Origin of the sequence: Rhodopila sp. (genome assembly GCF_965276935.1) — a bacterium.
Classification (GTDB): domain Bacteria; phylum Pseudomonadota; class Alphaproteobacteria; order Acetobacterales; family Acetobacteraceae; genus Rhodopila.
On the sequence record NZ_CBDIBS010000004.1, the window covers coordinates 2,114,660 to 2,129,941 of the forward strand.

Annotated in this window: 14 protein-coding genes; 4 read left to right on the top strand and 10 right to left on the bottom strand. The window is 62.7% G+C overall.

What is annotated here, in order from left to right:
* Window positions 1–70 precede the first annotated feature (70 nt).
* Both ACQY4S_RS26205 and ACQY4S_RS26210 read left to right on the top strand, forming a co-directional pair.
* On the top strand, window positions 71–337 hold the full coding sequence (locus tag ACQY4S_RS26205) for a sulfurtransferase TusA family protein (protein ID WP_428488105.1): 267 nt from the start codon (window positions 71–73) through the stop codon (window positions 335–337).
* A gap of 1 nt (window position 338) precedes the next feature.
* A complete protein-coding gene (locus ACQY4S_RS26210) occupies window positions 339–1,271 on the top strand; it encodes a histone deacetylase family protein (RefSeq protein WP_428488106.1) in 933 nt (310 codons plus the stop codon).
* A 140-nt stretch (window positions 1,272–1,411) separates the two neighbouring features.
* Here ACQY4S_RS26210 and era read toward each other — a convergent pair whose 3' ends face one another.
* The 6 genes from era to rpoZ form a co-directional block, all read right to left on the bottom strand.
* Window positions 1,412–2,308 carry a GTPase Era gene (gene era, locus ACQY4S_RS26215; RefSeq protein ID WP_428488107.1) on the bottom strand — a complete coding sequence of 299 codons (897 nt, stop codon included), beginning with the start codon at window positions 2,306–2,308 and terminating at the stop codon, window positions 1,412–1,414.
* Window positions 2,309–2,319: 11 nt separating this feature from the next.
* Window positions 2,320–3,006 (bottom strand): ribonuclease III, encoded by a 687-nt coding sequence (rnc, locus tag ACQY4S_RS26220; RefSeq protein ID WP_428488108.1) that lies wholly within the window; start codon window positions 3,004–3,006, stop codon window positions 2,320–2,322.
* Entirely contained in the window at window positions 3,007–3,762 is a 756-nt protein-coding gene (gene lepB / locus ACQY4S_RS26225) for a signal peptidase I (RefSeq protein WP_428488109.1), read from the bottom strand.
* Between the two features lie 478 nt (window positions 3,763–4,240).
* Window positions 4,241–4,648, bottom strand: coding sequence for a holo-ACP synthase (gene acpS / locus ACQY4S_RS26230; RefSeq protein WP_428488110.1), 408 nt, complete (start codon window positions 4,646–4,648; stop codon window positions 4,241–4,243).
* Between the two features lie 92 nt (window positions 4,649–4,740).
* A complete protein-coding gene (locus ACQY4S_RS26235; protein WP_428488111.1) occupies window positions 4,741–7,011 on the bottom strand; it encodes a RelA/SpoT family protein in 2,271 nt (756 codons plus the stop codon).
* 33 nt (window positions 7,012–7,044) lie between these two features.
* Window positions 7,045–7,452 carry a DNA-directed RNA polymerase subunit omega gene (gene rpoZ / locus ACQY4S_RS26240; protein ID WP_428488112.1) on the bottom strand — a complete coding sequence of 136 codons (408 nt, stop codon included), beginning with the start codon at window positions 7,450–7,452 and terminating at the stop codon, window positions 7,045–7,047.
* A gap of 141 nt (window positions 7,453–7,593) precedes the next feature.
* On the opposite strand from rpoZ, the gene ACQY4S_RS26245 reads away from it, so the two are divergent.
* Window positions 7,594–7,944: a hypothetical protein gene (locus tag ACQY4S_RS26245; protein ID WP_428488113.1), complete on the top strand. Its 351-nt coding sequence runs from the start codon at window positions 7,594–7,596 to the stop codon at window positions 7,942–7,944.
* A 363-nt stretch (window positions 7,945–8,307) separates the two neighbouring features.
* Here ACQY4S_RS26245 and ACQY4S_RS26250 read toward each other — a convergent pair whose 3' ends face one another.
* The 4 genes from ACQY4S_RS26250 to ACQY4S_RS26265 all read right to left on the bottom strand — a co-directional run bounded on the left by ACQY4S_RS26250 (window position 8,308) and on the right by ACQY4S_RS26265 (window position 13,949).
* Window positions 8,308–9,432 (bottom strand): Fic family protein, encoded by a 1,125-nt coding sequence (locus ACQY4S_RS26250; protein WP_428488114.1) that lies wholly within the window; start codon window positions 9,430–9,432, stop codon window positions 8,308–8,310.
* A gap of 192 nt (window positions 9,433–9,624) precedes the next feature.
* Complete coding sequence (locus ACQY4S_RS26255; protein ID WP_428488115.1) at window positions 9,625–11,112, bottom strand: efflux transporter outer membrane subunit; 1,488 nt, start codon at window positions 11,110–11,112, stop codon at window positions 9,625–9,627.
* Between the two features lie 111 nt (window positions 11,113–11,223).
* Window positions 11,224–12,780: a DHA2 family efflux MFS transporter permease subunit gene (locus ACQY4S_RS26260; protein WP_428488116.1), complete on the bottom strand. Its 1,557-nt coding sequence runs from the start codon at window positions 12,778–12,780 to the stop codon at window positions 11,224–11,226.
* Window positions 12,777–13,949 carry an HlyD family secretion protein gene (locus tag ACQY4S_RS26265; protein WP_428488117.1) on the bottom strand — a complete coding sequence of 391 codons (1,173 nt, stop codon included), beginning with the start codon at window positions 13,947–13,949 and terminating at the stop codon, window positions 12,777–12,779. Before ACQY4S_RS26265 ends, ACQY4S_RS26260 begins: the two co-directional genes overlap by 4 nt.
* Window positions 13,950–14,237: 288 nt before the next feature.
* Here ACQY4S_RS26265 and ACQY4S_RS26270 point away from each other — a divergent pair, with 288 nt between their 5' ends.
* The gene (locus ACQY4S_RS26270) at window positions 14,238–15,260 is read left to right on the top strand and encodes a glycosyltransferase family 9 protein (protein WP_428488118.1); all 1,023 of its coding nucleotides are present in this window, start codon (window positions 14,238–14,240) and stop codon (window positions 15,258–15,260) included.
* The last annotated feature ends 22 nt before the right edge of the window (window positions 15,261–15,282 follow it).

Sequence of the window (15,282 nt, forward strand, 5' to 3'; positions counted from 1 at the left end):
CGTTGCCCCGCCGATGGCGCCGAGGTGTCCTGGAATTGGTTCTTTGGGAATTCAGTGGCATGTTTTCGATATGAGCGAGACACTGCTTGACGTGAAAGGGATGAACTGCCCGCTGCCGGTGCTGCGGGCCAACCGAGCACTGCGCACCATGATCCCAGGGGCCAGGCTGCGGGTCCTCGCCACCGATCGTGCCGCGGTGGGCGACTTCCAGGCGTTTTGCCAGGAAACCGGACATGCCCTGCTGGCATGGAGCGAGGAAGCCGGGATATTCCACTTTGTCATTCGCCGGCGTCCGGATGACATGGGCCAGGCTGTGTGTCCCAGGAAGGATGGCTGACGTGACGACCGCTCTGATCACTCATCCGGCGTGCCTGGAGCACGATACCGGTCCTTATCACCCTGAAAATTCGGAACGGTTGCGCGCTGTGCTTGCTGCGCTGGAGGCTGAGGAATTCTCCATGCTGCTGCGGGAGAAAGCACCGCTGGCCACCATCGATCAGCTTGCCAGGGTACATCCGCGCGCCTACGTCGAGGCAATCCTGGCGATCCAGCCGGAGCTTGGCCAGCCAATCCAGCTAGACAGCGACACTGTCATGAGTGCTGGCAGCGCTGAAGCAGCGGCCCGCGCCGCTGGCGGCGCTGTCAAAGCCGTGGATGCGGTGATGAATGGTTGGGCCCGATCGGCCTTCGCCGCGGTCCGCCCACCCGGCCACCACGCGGAACCGAGCCGGCCGATGGGGTTTTGTCTGTTTAACAATGCCGCGGTCGCCGCACTGCATGCACGGGTGCACTGGGGCGTGGAACGTGTCGCGGTCGTTGATTTTGACGTGCATCATGGTAACGGCACCCAGACGATGTTCGAGTCTGACCCAAACCTGTTTTATGCCTCATCGCATCAAAGCCCCTGCTATCCGGGCACCGGCGCGCCGTCCGAACGCGGCACATCTGGCAATGTCATCAACGTTCCGCTGCATCCCCGCGACGGCGGTCCCGCATTCCGCGCCGCCTGGTCGAAGACGATCCTGCCGCTGCTCGAGGCCTTCCGGCCCCGGCTGCTGATCATCTCCGCCGGGTTTGATGCGCATGTTGCCGATCCGCTGGCTCAGCTTCGGTTGGAAACCGCGGATTTCGCCTGGATCACCGAGCAGCTTGTGGCGCTGGCCGACCGGCATTGCGACGGGCGGGTGGTTTCAGTGCTGGAGGGCGGTTATGATCTCGATTCGCTGGCCGCATCTGCCGCCGTACATGTGCGTGGACTGATGCGGGCCTAGTGTCCTGCCCCCGAAGTTCGTCATATCTTGTGACGGACGGAGGGGATAAGCAGACCACTGAAAACAAAGAGCGAGTGGCCGGGGATTTAGGGGTTTACCCACTATGGCGAACTTCTGACCCAGGATACTAGCCTACCTCCTCACGCTCGGCCCGGGTCGTCCAGCCCGATCGCACGCAGCCTGGCGGCTTCCTCATCCCAGCCGCTGCGCTGCTTGACGTTGAGGAACAGATGCACCGGGCGTTCCAGCAGCGAGGCCAGGTCCAGGCGTGCGCGGGCGCCGATAGCTTTGATCTTGTTGCCCTTCTCGCCGATCAGGATCGCCTTGTGGCCTGGCCGTGACACATAGACGGTGGCATCGATGCGGACTGAACCGTCCTTCCGCTCCTGGAAGCTCTCGGTTTCAACAGTGGCGCCGTATGGCACTTCCTCGTGCGTCTGCATGAAGATCTGCTCGCGCACGATTTCGGCGGCCAGCAGCCGATCCGGCAGGTCTGTCAGGTCATCGCCCGGATACAGATGCGGACCTTCGGGTACCGCGGCGGCCAGGGCGTCCGACAGCGGGCCGATCCCGTCGCCGGTGACGGCGCTGACCATGAAGGTCTCCTCGAACGTCGCCAGCGCGCCCATGGTGGCGATGAGCGGCAGCAGCGACGGCGGGGAGACGAGGTCACTCTTGTTCAACACCAGCCAGCACCGCCGGCCGGATGCCGCCAGCTTGGTGGCGATGCCGCGTACGGCCTCGGTCGCGCCCGATCGCGAATCGACCAGCAGGATGGCCACGTCGGCGTCGGCCGCCCCGGTCCAGGCGGCGGCGACCATCGCACGATCCAGTTTGCGGCGCGGCCGGAAGATGCCGGGCGTATCCACCAGCAGGACCTGAGACTCGCCACGCATCAGGATGCCGAGGACGCGGAAGCGTGTCGTCTGCGCCTTGGGCGAGACGATCGACAGCTTGGCGCCGGTCATCCGGTTCATCAGCGTCGACTTGCCGGCATTCGGCGCGCCGACGATCGCGACAAAGCCACAGCGGGACATGCCGCGGGACGTCATGATGGCAGTCTGGCGGTCAGCGCCTCGGCCGCCAGCTGTTCGGCGGCGCGTTTGTTGCCGGCGGTTCCGGTACCGGTCAGATCGCCGACGCAGACGGTGACGGTGAACGCAGGTGCATGAGGCGGCCCGGAGCGGCCGGTGACCTCATAGACTGGAAGCTCCAGGCCGCGCTTTTGCGCCCATTCCTGCAAGGCTGTCTTGGGATCCTTCGGCGGCTCCGCCTGACCCGTCATCGCGTTGTGCCACGCCCTGCGCACGAAATCCCGCGCGACATCCAGGCCGCCATCCAGGTAAAGCGCGCCCAGCGCGGCCTCTAGTGCGTCGGCCATCACCGTGGCACGTTTCGTCACGCCGGCCTTGGCTTCACCGGGTGCGACAGACAGGACGGCGGCGAGGCCAATGGTTTCAGCCACGGTGGCAAGCACCGGTTGCGACACCAGATATGCCAACCGGCGGCCAAGGTCGCCTTCCTGTTCCCGCGGAAACCGTTCGGCCAGCCATTCTGCCATCATCAGCCCCAGCACCCGGTCGCCAATGAATTCCAGCCGCTCGTTCGACCCATGCGAGCGGCCATGACCAGGCAGGCCGTGACCTGTCAAGGCGGAGCGGTGGGTCAGCGCCTCCTTTAACAGGACCGGGCGTTTGAAGGTGTGGCCCAACAAGGCTTCAAAGGATTGGCTCATTCAGTGAATGATTTGCAGCAGGCGGCTCCAGCGGATTTCGGCGGGCCACTCCCAGACTTCCCACCACGGGTACTCCGCGTTGATCGAAAAGAACAGGATGTCCGCGCGCCCGACCAGGTTCTCGACCGGGACGAAGCCGACGCCATCCATAAACCGGCTGTCCGCGCTGTTGTCCCGGTTGTCGCCCATCGCGAAGAGGCGGTCGGCGGGAACGACATAGTCCTGGGTGTTGTTGACCCACCCGTCATCACGCTCCTTCAGGATGTCGTGCTTGACGCCGTTCGGCAGGGTTTCCTGATAAAGGGCAGCCATGATCCTGATGCCGTTGTCGTCCGCCAGGTAGTCGCCCTCCGACTGGCGGGGACAAATCTGACCGTTGATGTATAGCTGTCCCTGGCGCACCTGGATGTGGTCGCCCGGCAGACCGATGATCCGCTTGATGTAATCAACCGAGGTATCGCGAGGATATTTGAACACGACCACATCACCACGTTTGGGCAACGATCCAAGAATGCGGCCAGAGAACAGCGGCGGGGCGAACGGAAGCGAGTATCGAGAGTAGCCGTAGCTGTATTTCGACACGAACAGGTAGTCACCAACCAGCAAGGTAGGGATCATGCTGCCGGACGGGATGTTGAATGGCTCGAACGCAACGGTCCGCACGCCGACGGCGATCAGCCCGGCATAGACGATGGTCTTGATGTTCTCGGCCCAGGCGCTCGCTTGCCGTCTGGGTTTGGCCTTGATGGTCGCCATGGGAGCAACGGACTTTCAGATTCTCGTTCAGCGGCGGGAGTCGCGAAATGTGCCCGGATCAAGCCCATGCGCGCCCGGCCTGTCAAGGAATAGGGGGTTTCGAGGAACAAGGCGCTTCAACACGAAATCATCCACAGGATCACGCCGATTGCCTCAGGATAGGTTTCCGGTTCGTGCGGCGGAGCGCCTGTTGATTCGGCGCAGGATCAGCAATAGCCCGTGAAGCATACAGGCAAAAATCCGCCGCTGACCGTCTGGCGGGTATGGAAAGGTCCGCGGCCAGGCGGCTTGGGTTTATGCTGGCGGCGTTGACGCCGCATCGCGGCCATTCGCAGCGGCACTATCCGACGACGATCATCGCCGCCCTGGTCGTAGGCCCTCGGGCGCAAGATAGGCAAGCCGATGCCCGCCAGCTTTCGGGCAATACCCACTGGGACGCATGGGAAACCCTCGAGGACGGGTGGCTGCCCAGAAAGCATCACGACATTGGAACGGCAGAGATGATCACCTGAGCGTAGGCATAGGGATATTCATCGGTCATCGTCAGATCAACCTGAGCCACCATCCCTGGCGGCGTGATCTCGCGCAGCCGTTCCGCCGATCCACCGGTCATTACCAGGGTGGGCTTGCCGCTCGCCAGATTGACCACGCCCAGATCGGCAAAGAACACCCCCCGGCGGAAGCCGGTACCAAGCGCCTTGGCGGCGGCTTCCTTGGCGGCAAAGCGCTTGGCGAAGGTGGCGGCCTGGATCTTCTCGGTTCGCCGCAGGGCCTTTGCCCGTTCGATTTCGGTGAAAATGCGTTCCAGGAAGCGGCCGCCGTGGCGAGCCATGGCGGCTTCAATGCGTCTGATGTCGCAGATATCGGACCCTAGACCCAGAATCATGGGTGGTCCCTCACCGGCTGTTGCCAATCCATATAGGTCGCTCGCGCCTCATCCACCGGTCGCTCGCTTCTCATCCACCGGTCGCTCGCCGCTTACCCACCGGTCGCTCGCTCCACGCCTTTGATCTCCTTCAGTCCGCGCAGCCCGACGATGACCTTCGACAGATGGGCGATGTCGCGCACATCGACATCGACCAGCACTTCCATGAAATCCCGCTGGCGGTTGACGATCTTCAGGTTGGCAATCGCCCCGTCCTGCTTGGCGATGGCGTTGGCCATGTCGGCCAACGCGGTCCGTTCATTGGCCGCGATAACGCTGATCCGCGCGGTCTGTCCGGATGCGACACCGTTGACACCGCCCTTGCCGACCGCCTCGTAGTTCCAGTCCACATCGATGTAACGCTCCGGCGTCGCGGCGAAGACGGTCAGGGTCTGACATTCCCGGTTGTGAATCGTGACACCCTTGCCGGTCGTCACGATCCCGACGATCTCGTCGCCCGGAACCGGATGACAGCAGCCGGCGAAGCTGAACGCCATGCCAGGCACCAGTCCAGTAACCGGCATGTCATGGTCCTGCCGGGTGGGCGAGCGGCCACGCGGCAGCAGCGTCGGGATGATCCGCGGCGCACGCGGCGCCTGGCGCAACTCTGGGTAAGCCGCATGGACGACATCCCTGGCGGTCAGGTTGCCGTTTCCAATGTTGATGTATAGGTCGTCGAGGGCGCCGATCTTCAACGCCTTTAGTGCTGGCTCCAGCGCCTTTTCCGATCCATCAACCCCGGCCTGACGGAACGCCTTGGTCAGTTCCGCCCGCCCGGCGTCGCGGCTTTGCTGGCGCTGCTCCTGGTGGATGAACCGCCTGATCCGGGCACGCGCCTTGCCGGTGACAACGAAGCGTTCCCATTGCGGCGACGGCGTGCCGCCGCGGGCGGTCATCACCTCCACCTGGTCGCCATTCTGCAGGTGGTGCCGCAGCGGCATCAGCCGCCCGTTGATCTTGGCGCCGACGCAGGTGTCACCAACCTGGCTGTGCACGGCGTAGGCAAAATCGACCGGCGTCGCGCCGCGCGGCAACTGGATCAACTGGCCTTTCGGCGTGAAACAGAATACCTGGTCGGCATAGAGTTCCATCTTCGTGTTATCCAGGAACTCGTCCGGCGCATCGGAATTATCGAGGATTTCCAGCAGGTCCTGCACCCAGCGGAAGCGCTGCACCTCGGTCCCGTCCAGCTTCTTCTCCGGCGCCTTATAGACCCAATGGGAGGCGACGCCGTTTTCCGCCACATCGTTCATCTCGGCGGTGCGGATCTGCACCTCGATCTTCTGGTTGCGCGGCTCGCGCAGGGTCACGCCGGTATGCAGCGACTGGTAGCCGTTCGATTTCGCCGTCGAAATGTAGTCCTTGAACCGTCCGGCGATCACCGGATAGGCGGAATGCACGGCGCCCAATGCGGCGTAGCAGTCACATTGCGTCGCCACGACGATGCGAAACGCCATGATGTCGGACAACTGCTCGAATGCGACGTTGCGGCGGTGCATCTTCTCCCAGATCGAGAACGGCGACTTCTCGCGCCCGGTCAGTTCGACGATATCAACGCCGCCCTGCTTGCAGACACGGATCAGCTCACGCCGCACCTCATCGATGACATCCGCCCCTTGGCCGCGCAGGAAGTTCAGGCGTGCCTGGATCGTGGCATAGGCTTCGGGTTCAAGCTGAGTGAAGGCCAGCGTCTGCAACTCGGTCTTGATCGCGTCCATGCCGATGCGTTCAGCGAGCGGCGCATAAATCTCCATGGTCTCACGGGAAATGCGCTTGCGCCGGTCCGGGTCGCGCACGAAATGCAAGGTACGCATGTTGTGCAGCCGGTCCGCCAGCTTGACCAGCAGGACGCGGATGTCCTTGCTCATGGCCAGTACCAGTTTGCGGAAATTCTCCGCCTGCTTGGTGCGATCGGATTGCAGCTCCAGCCGCGTCAGCTTGGTGACGCCGTCGACCAAGCCGGCAATCTCCTTGCCGAACCGAGACTCGATCTGCGCCAGCTTGACCGGCGTATCCTCGATCACGTCGTGTAACAGGCCGGTTACGATCGAGGCGACATCAAGCCGGTAGTCGGCCAGGATCCCGGCGACCGCAACCGGATGCGTGATGTAGGGGTCGCCATTGTCGCGGCGCTGGATGCCGTGCGCCTGTGCGGCGAGGTGAAACGCCACGTTGATCAGGTCGACATCGGCCTTGGGATCGCAGGCATGAACCTTGGCGGCGATTTCACACTGATATGCTGCCTCGACGTCCGGCGCAACGTCGCGCTCAAGCACGTCGACGCCCGAACCGGACCGTGCGGGGGCCGGCGCGGACCGTTTCATGTCACCGCCGAAGCCCCCGTCTGTCATCTCGGGCTACCGCGCTGACCGGCTACCAAGTTCGGCTGCGATGGCCGCTTCCATATCCTCGGGCGACAGATCCTCGCCTTCCACCGGCAAGCCCGAGGTTTCTTCCTCGGCACTGACATCCTGCAGACCAAAGATATTCTGATCCGTGGGGATCAGGTCCAGCACTTCCTCGTCGGCGGGTTCCGGCTCCGGCGAACGGGACAGCGACTTGATCAGGTCCTGCTCGATCCGGGGCAGCTCGATCGTCTCGTCAGCGATCTCACGCAAGGCGACGACGGGGTTCTTGTCGTTGTCCCGGTCGATGGTAAGCTCCTCGCCACGGCTGATGTTGCGGGCGCGCTGAGCGGCGAGCAAGACCAGTTCGAACCGGTTGGGCACCTTCTGGACGCAATCTTCGACGGTGACGCGTGCCATGCGCTCATCCTCCGGGTTTGAATATTGGGGAACCGACCATTTAAGGGAGCGGCGCTGGTTTTGCAAGCATTAACGCTGCGATGGGCATAGTGGGTCAGTTTGAATTTGGGCTTCTGGCCGACGCAAGCCAGAACAATGGCAATGGCGCGGCAGCTTTGCGCCCATTTCGGACTTGCGGTTGCCTCTGCCGATATCCTAGTAGCGGACATCTCTGTAAGCGGTGTCCACTTCGTACACATTAGTTGGAAAACCAAGCCGCTGACGGATACGCAGGGCCTCGAAGTTATTGTATCAGCATCGCACTTGTTTGAGCCAATAGCGCACGTGTTAATCCTTAGCGACAATACGGATAAGGACGCGGAACTTGATCCTAACCCTGTACCTTTTGTGGGCGGTTTCAAGCCAGACGTCACCCTGACCAACGGCATCAAAACCAACGCATTCTCATACGCACCTATGACGGGAGGAGGCGTTAGCTCAAAAACCAACTAAGGATCCGCTTTCTGCAGAAAAGCAGCACACCGTTGCAAATTCGCGGTGTTTTTCATAAGGAGGGTGAGCAATACATCCCCCTTCCGCAAAAGTTCAACTAGAACGCGCGGACTGGAGGCTCTCGCTACGTATAGTTGGCCATTCATCGAAGCATTATCGTGGGGGTACGTTGCCAACCCATCATTGCCGATCATTGTCAAGTAAAATTATGTAAGAACGCCCTTTTCGAGTGACATAATATTTTCTCATCGACCCACGTTCGTTGTTAGGTGCCGACGTCCTTGATATGACGCTAGCGTTTGCTTCTCCCTATCCCATGTCTGAGGCGACCCGCCCGCTTCCGGACTAGGCCCATCAGCGAGTTCACCCGAACCTCTCGCCTTTTAGCCTGTAGCTGGTGCTTCGCCCGCCAGCAGCATCCTGCACCAATATGCCGCGGCCGGTCAGATCGCCGATGTCGCGCAGGGCGGTATCCTGCGAGCATTTGGTGATCTGCGCCCATTTCGAGCTGGTCAGCTTGCCCTCGAACCCGTCCAGCAAGCGGTTCAGCATCTCGCGCTGGCGCTGGTTAATTGGCAACTCAGCCATCTCCTTCCAAAACTGCCCTTTTCGGATCGTGGCGGCCAGAATGCCATCTGCATCGGACAAGGCCTGGTCCAGCACGGTCAGGAACCAAGCCAACCGGGCCGTGATGTCCAGGTTGCCCTTCTGGGTGGCTTCAAGCGTCACGTAGTAGGCTGGCCGCTCCAGACGGAGCCGAGCCGACATGCTGTAGCAACGCTGTCCGGTGCTTTCGGACCGGGCGAGCATCATGTCAGCGATGGCACGGCCAATGCGTCCGTTCCCATCATCGAACGGATGGATTGTCACGAACCAGATGTGAGCCAGAGCGGCTTTCAGGACAAGGTCCGTCTTATCCGCCGGATCCTCAAGCCAGTGTAGGAAACGGTCCATCTCCGCCGGCACGTTCTGCGCATGCGGCGCCTCGAAGTGGACGGTCTCCTTGTCGAGCTGGCCCGACGCAACGATCATTCGGCCATGCTCGTCGGTCCGCCATCCGCCGACCTTGATCGGATGTCGGCCACGGCTCTCGTTTGGAAACAGAGCCGCATGCCATCCGAATAGGCGCTCGGTCGTCAGAGCCTGGTTGAAGCGCTGGGTGGCGTCGAGCACGACAGCGGCAATCGCGTCCGCCTTTTTGTCCACGGGCCGCAATCCACCCTTCTCCATGCCCAGCCGGCGCGCGAGCGATGAACGGACCTGATCGTAGTCGAGCAACTCGCCCTCGATCTCGCTTGTTTTGAGAGCATCCCGAGTTAGCGTTTGCAGTGTCGTCTCAGCACGGAGATTGAAGCCCAGCGCCTCAATCCGTCCTAGCAACCGACCCTGGTGGTGACGGACTGCGGCGAGCTGATCCAAGACCGCCTCGCTGCTCCAACGAAACCTAGGCCAATCAGCGCGTTCGTAAATGTATTTTGTTCGCCGCACGATGTGCGGCGATTAACAAAGCTATTCACCGCATGCAAGGCCAGACTGCGCGGAAGTTCCGGTGCCACTCAGCGAATGTCGCTTTTCTGGGTCGGCTGCTCCCCTGCGATGCGTTAACGCTGCGATGCACTGACGGCGGGGACACAGCGGCGCCCCTGAACCATAGGGTTGCTCGCCTCGCCGGATAAAGCCCTACTGCGCGGCAACGCTGTCCAGCGCGGCCGGCACAGGCGGCGGGGCCGGATTGATCCTCGGTGCTGGGCTGCCATTCGCATCATCCTGCCAGCCGCCACCGAGCGCGTTGTACAACGATATGACATCGTTGGTCAGTGTCACATCGGCCTGCGCCAATTGCTGTCGTGAGCCGATCAGCGTCCGCTCGGCATCCAGCACCTGGATGAAGTTCTCCAGGCCGTGGGTGTAGGCATTGCGTGCCAGATACAGCGTCATTTGCCCCGAGCGAACAGTCTCGGCCAGTTTGTCCCGCTGGGCCCGATCAGTCCGGTAGGCCACCAGCGCATCCTCTACCTCGCGCAGTGCGTTCAGCACCGTGCCGCGATAGGACAGCGCAGCCGCGGCTTGCTGGGCGCGCGCCAAGCGCAGATTGGCGGTCAGGCGGCCACCCTGGAAGATCGGCAAGGAGACGCTCGGGCCGAACGAGTAAAAGGCGCTGGCCCAGTTCGTCAGGTAGGCGGCGTCGAGCGCCCGCAGCCCAAAGCTGCCGGTCAGCGAGACGTCGGGATAGAAGCTGGCCACCGCGATCCCGACATTGGCGGTCATGGCGTGCAGGTTCGCCTCCGCCTCGCGCACGTCTGGGCGTCGGCGGGCCAGGGTGGACGGCACACCAATCCCGACCACCGCCGGAATTGTCGGCAGCGGCGCGGACGGACCAAGCATCGCATCAAGCGCGCCAGGCGGTTGGCCGGTCAGCACGCTGAGCCGGTTCATCGCCTGTTCGGTTTGTTTCTCGTAGCCCGGCAACTGCGACTCGGCACTCGCCAACTGGGTGCGGGCCTGCTCGACGTCGAGGTCCGTCGCCAGACCCCGAACTTGCTGCTGCTGTGTCAAAGTGAGCGCCGACTGGCTGGTGCGCACGTTTTCCTGCTGACTGGCGGTCAGCACCTGACCACCGCGAAGCTGCGCATAAGCCTGGCCGACCTGGCCTTCGAGCATGACGAGCGCGTCGTTCGTGGCTTCGATCTGCGCCTGGGTCTGTGCGCCGGCCTGCTCCTGGGAACGGCGCACGCGGCCGAACAGATCCAGCTCCCATGAGGAACTCAGACTATAGCTGAACAGGTTGATCGGCTGCTCGAACCGGTTCAGCGCGCCGTTAAGCGCGGTGTTGGTCCTGTTGCCTAGTCCGGGGCTCAACTGATCGACCGTCGAGCCCTGGTTGGTCAGCGTGTTCAACTGTCCATAAGTGCCTTGAGAGAGCAGCAGGCCACGAAGCCCCAACTGCTCGCGCGTGTAGCTGCCGGTGCCGTTTACCTGGGGAAGGCGGCCGGCGCGGGCCGTCACCTCGTTCTGCTGCGCTTCGACGACACGCAGAACCGCCTGCTGCAGATCAAGATTGCCGGCAATCGCCTGCTGCATCAATTTCGTCAGCACCGGATCGTTGAAGCCGTTCCACCAGCGCGGGTCAGGATTGGTCTGCTCGGTGACGGTGTTGGCGGTCCGCACCGATGGGTCCTTGAAGTTCGCGATGTCAGGTGGTTTCGGGGGCGTATAATTGGGCCCGACCGCACAGGCGGTGAGGCAAACAGCCAATCCGCAAAAGAGCAGGCGCATGGCTCAGTGCGCTCCGCCGCCGGACTTGGTCTTGATCCCGGACATCAGCAGCGCGGCCGGAATTATAAACAGGGCCAGGCCGGCGGTGATAAGGAAAACATCGTTGTAGGCCAGCACGGCGACCTGGCCTTGCAGCATTTGATTGATCTCCGCCTGCGCCTGCCCGGCGGCCTGACCGACATTGGTCAGACCCTGCTGAACCTGCTGCAGCAGCACGTCGTAGGGCTGATTGGTCGGTGTCAGGTTGTGGACGAGATAGGACTGACGGATTTGCTGATGGTCGGTGATCAATGCGGTCGAAATCGATATCCCGATGCCGCCGAACACATTGCGCGACATGGTGAACAAGGCCGCCGCATCGCCGTTCAGTTGCGGCGGCACCGTCGCGTAGGCGATCGTGCTGATCGGGACGAACAGCAAGGCCAAGGCCGCGGTCTGCGCGGCCCGGAACAGCACCAGATGGTAAAAATCCAGCTCTGGGACAAGATTCATCGAGTAGACCAGCGCCACTGCCAACGACAGGCCCCCTGCGGCGATCACGTATTTGGTGGGCACCAAATTCAGGATTCTGCCGGCGACAGGGATCAGCAATGTCAGCACCACCGCCCCCGGTGCCAGCGCCAGGCCGGCCCAGGTCGCGGTGTAATTAAGCTGCTGTTGCGCGAATTGCGGGATCAGCACGGCGCTGGCATACAGCACGAACCCCATCATCCCGATCTCAAAGGTAGCCAGAGCGAAATTGCGATCCTTGAAGACCCGCAGATTGACGACCGGATTGCGCACGTACAGCAGGTAGGCGATGCCGAACGCGTAACCGCCCGCCGACAGGATGAACATGACCCGTATGAAGGTCGAACCCAGCCAATCGTAATCCTCGCCGCGATCGACGCCGACTTCCATGCAGCCAAGAGCCAGGGCGATAAAAATCACCCCCAGGTAGTCGAAGCGCGGCGCGGTCCGCTTCGCTTGCTCGATCGCCGGCGAATCCTCGACGAGTGCCAGCACGCCGAACAACGTCGCGATCCCGATCGGAACGTTGATCAGGAAGATCCAGTGCCATGAGTACTGATCGGTCAGATAGCCACCAAGCACCGGGCCGATGACGGGAGCGATAATGATGGCGATGGCGGTGATGGAGAACGCCTGCTGTCGCTTCTCCGGCGGAAAATAATCCAGGACGATCGCCTGCTGCGTCGGCTGCAGGCCGCCGCCAAACAAGCCTTGCAGAGCGCGAAACAGCAGGATTTCCTCGAAGTTGGTCGATATCCCGCAGGCGAACGAGGTCGCCGTGAAGCCGGCGATGCAAATGAGAAAATACCTTTTTCGGCCAATCCGGCGACTGAGAGCGCCGGATATCGTCAGCACGATGCCGTTGGCGACCAGGTAGGTGGTCAGGGTCCAGGTGGCATCGTCGCTGCTGACCGATAAGGAGCCGGCGATGTGCGGCAGCGAGACATTCACGATGGTGGTGTCCAGCACCTCCATGAACGCGCCCAGCGTCACCACGATCGCGACCAGCCATGGATTGGCGCTCGGCTTCCAGTCCTGCGTGTCGCTCACCGGACCGTGACCGTCGGCTCGACGGAAATCCCCAGTGGCAGGCCGTGGTTGTTGTCGAGGCCACTGTCGATGATGACCTTGACCGGCACGCGGCGGACGATTTTCACGAAATTGCCGGTCGCATTCTCGGCGGGAAAGGTCGAGAAGCGGGCGCCGCTGCCTTGCTGGATGCTATCTATGTGGCCTTGCAGGTGCAGGTTCGGATAGGCGTCGACATCAATCGAGACATGTTGGCCGGGATGCATGTCGGCGAGCTGTCCTTCCTTGAAATTCGCCGTTATCCAGACCTGCGGCGTGACGATGTAGAACACTTGCTGACCAGCCTGGACATAGGTGCCGAGATCGACGTTGCGGCGGGTTATGTAGCCGTCCTGCGGCGCGATCAGGTCGGTGTAGGACAGATTGACCTCCGCCTGCGAAAGACTGGCTTCAGCCTGGGCGACCTGGGCCTCGCGCTGGCGAACCGTGTCCTCGGCCGACTGGATGTTCTGCTGCACCAGATCCGCGACTTTCACCTGCGCCTGGGCATTTGCCACCGACGCGGTGGTGGACCGCATCTGCGCGTTGGCCTGATCGATGCTCGTCTGCGTGGTCGCCCGCGGATCGACCGCGTGCTGGCGGATATAGCCCTGTTCGGCGTTGGACTTGTTCGCCTGCGCTTCCACGAGTTGGGCCTGCGCCTGTTGCAGGGACGCCGGAGCCTGGACACGCGCGATGTCCAGCGCGACCTGGGCGCTGGAGAGTTGCGCCCGCGCCAGCGAGAGGCTGGCGCGGTCCTGATCGCGGGTCGCGATGTAGATGCGCGGGTCGATCTTCAGCAAGTGGTCGCCCGCATGAACGAAGGTGTTGTCGTTGATGTTGAGCTGGGTCACGTATCCCGACACCTGGGCCGCGTAAGAGACGGCGTTGCCATCGGTATAGGCATCGTCGGTGCTTTCCAGGTTGCGCGTCAGGAACCAGTAAATCCCGCCGGCGATGGCCGCGATCACAACGACAATTGCCAGGATGATCAGCGGCCAGCGGCTTCTAGGCTTGTTGTCGTCGTCCTTGTCGCGGTCAGAATCGTCCTCTGGCTTGTCGCGCCGGCTTTCCTTGTCGTCAGGTGATCTGTCGTCGCGTGATTTGTCCGGCCCGCGCTCAGGCTTCTCGCCGCGCGCGCGTGCGTTCATGCCCTCGTTCTGATCCGCACTGTCAGGTCGCACGTCAGAGTCGGCACCCTCGGCTGTCCCGCTCACAAATTCTGGCCTCTACATTCTGCTGCAACAGCACAACACGCGAGCCGGTGAATGTATGCTTCATTTTCCGGTGAGGTGTTGGGTGCATCAACGTGCTGTCCTGCCTGCACAGTTCCATTGACAGTCGGTATTGACAGTCGATGTCGCGAGCCGATACCGAGTTCGCCGTGATCCGGACACAGGCATGACGGCGATTGCAATCTTGAAGGGCGCTCGATCCGCGTGACCCTGCGCCCGCCTGTCGCGGTGGTTCAGCCGTTGCCGGGTATCGGCGACATGGTCTGGCATGTGCCGCATATCCGCGCGATAGCGGCCTACGCCGGTATGCCGGTGACTCTGCTCGCCAAGCCGCGGGCCTTGGCGGACCAGCTTCTGGCGAACGAACCGGCGGTTGGCGCAATCCTTCGGCTGGACCTCAATCCCAGCGGCGCACGCGGCGCACATGACGGCATTGGCGGATTTTTCCGCCTAGCGAGGCTGATGCGCGGGGGCGGCTTTGGCTCGATCGTGCTGCTGCATCACAGCAGGTCGCTCGCCGCCGCGGCCTGGTTAGCCGGCATTCCGGACCGGCGCGGCTATGGCTGGGGCGGACAGCGCCTGTTCCTCAACACCGGTCCCTTCCTTCCGCACAGCATGGCCCAACTGCATCAACATGGCCGAGCGACAGAATATCTGGAGGCTGCCGGCATCCCGCTGCCCTCGGCTGAACCGTCTCTTGCCGTCACCGCCGCCGCCCGCGCCGCGGCCCGGCATCGCCTGGGACATTCAGGCCTGCCGTTCGTCGCTATCGGCATTGGCAGCAGCGAAGCCCTGCGGCAGTGGGGTGCGGCGGGCTTCACCAAGCTCGTGGCCGCGTTGCTGGATGCCGGCTGGCCACTGGTCGTCCTGCTGGGCGGGGGGGAGGATGCCGACACCGCCGCCGCCATCCGTGGGGCAGTGCCAGGCAGGGCGGGACGGATCGCGCTGGCCCTGGGTTGGGACTTGGCGGAGGTGACGGGACTGCTGGCCGAGGCCGGATTCTATGTCGGCAACAACACTGGCGTCATGAACATGGCTGCCGCGGTCGGCCTCCGCACCTATGCGCTGTTTGGGACGACCCGGCCGTTTCACCACGCCAGCCAGATCGTACCGGTCACCGCGCCCGATGTCGGTGTGCATGACGGCATGGCGCGATTAACGCTGGCCACGGTGCTGACGGCGATCCAGGCTGATCGAGGCCTGATGGGGCCAATACAGTGCAATTAACCGACGCCGTCTGCTCGAGGCG

Bases quoted from the DNA above. Each gene is read 5' to 3' on its own strand.
- ACQY4S_RS26205 (WP_428488105.1), top strand. From the start codon at position 71: ATGAGCGAGACACTGCTTGACGTGAAAGGGATGAACTGCCCGCTGCCG.
- era (WP_428488107.1), bottom strand. From the start codon at position 2,308: ATGTCCCGCTGTGGCTTTGTCGCGATCGTCGGCGCGCCGAATGCCGGC.
- rnc (WP_428488108.1), bottom strand. From the start codon at position 3,006: ATGAGCCAATCCTTTGAAGCCTTGTTGGGCCACACCTTCAAACGCCCG.
- lepB (WP_428488109.1), bottom strand. From the start codon at position 3,762: ATGGCGACCATCAAGGCCAAACCCAGACGGCAAGCGAGCGCCTGGGCC.
- acpS (WP_428488110.1), bottom strand. From the start codon at position 4,648: ATGATTCTGGGTCTAGGGTCCGATATCTGCGACATCAGACGCATTGAA.
- ACQY4S_RS26235 (WP_428488111.1), bottom strand. From the start codon at position 7,011: ATGAAACGGTCCGCGCCGGCCCCCGCACGGTCCGGTTCGGGCGTCGAC.
- rpoZ (WP_428488112.1), bottom strand. From the start codon at position 7,452: ATGGCACGCGTCACCGTCGAAGATTGCGTCCAGAAGGTGCCCAACCGG.
- ACQY4S_RS26245 (WP_428488113.1), top strand. From the start codon at position 7,594: ATGGCGCGGCAGCTTTGCGCCCATTTCGGACTTGCGGTTGCCTCTGCC.
- ACQY4S_RS26265 (WP_428488117.1), bottom strand. From the start codon at position 13,949: ATGAACGCACGCGCGCGCGGCGAGAAGCCTGAGCGCGGGCCGGACAAA.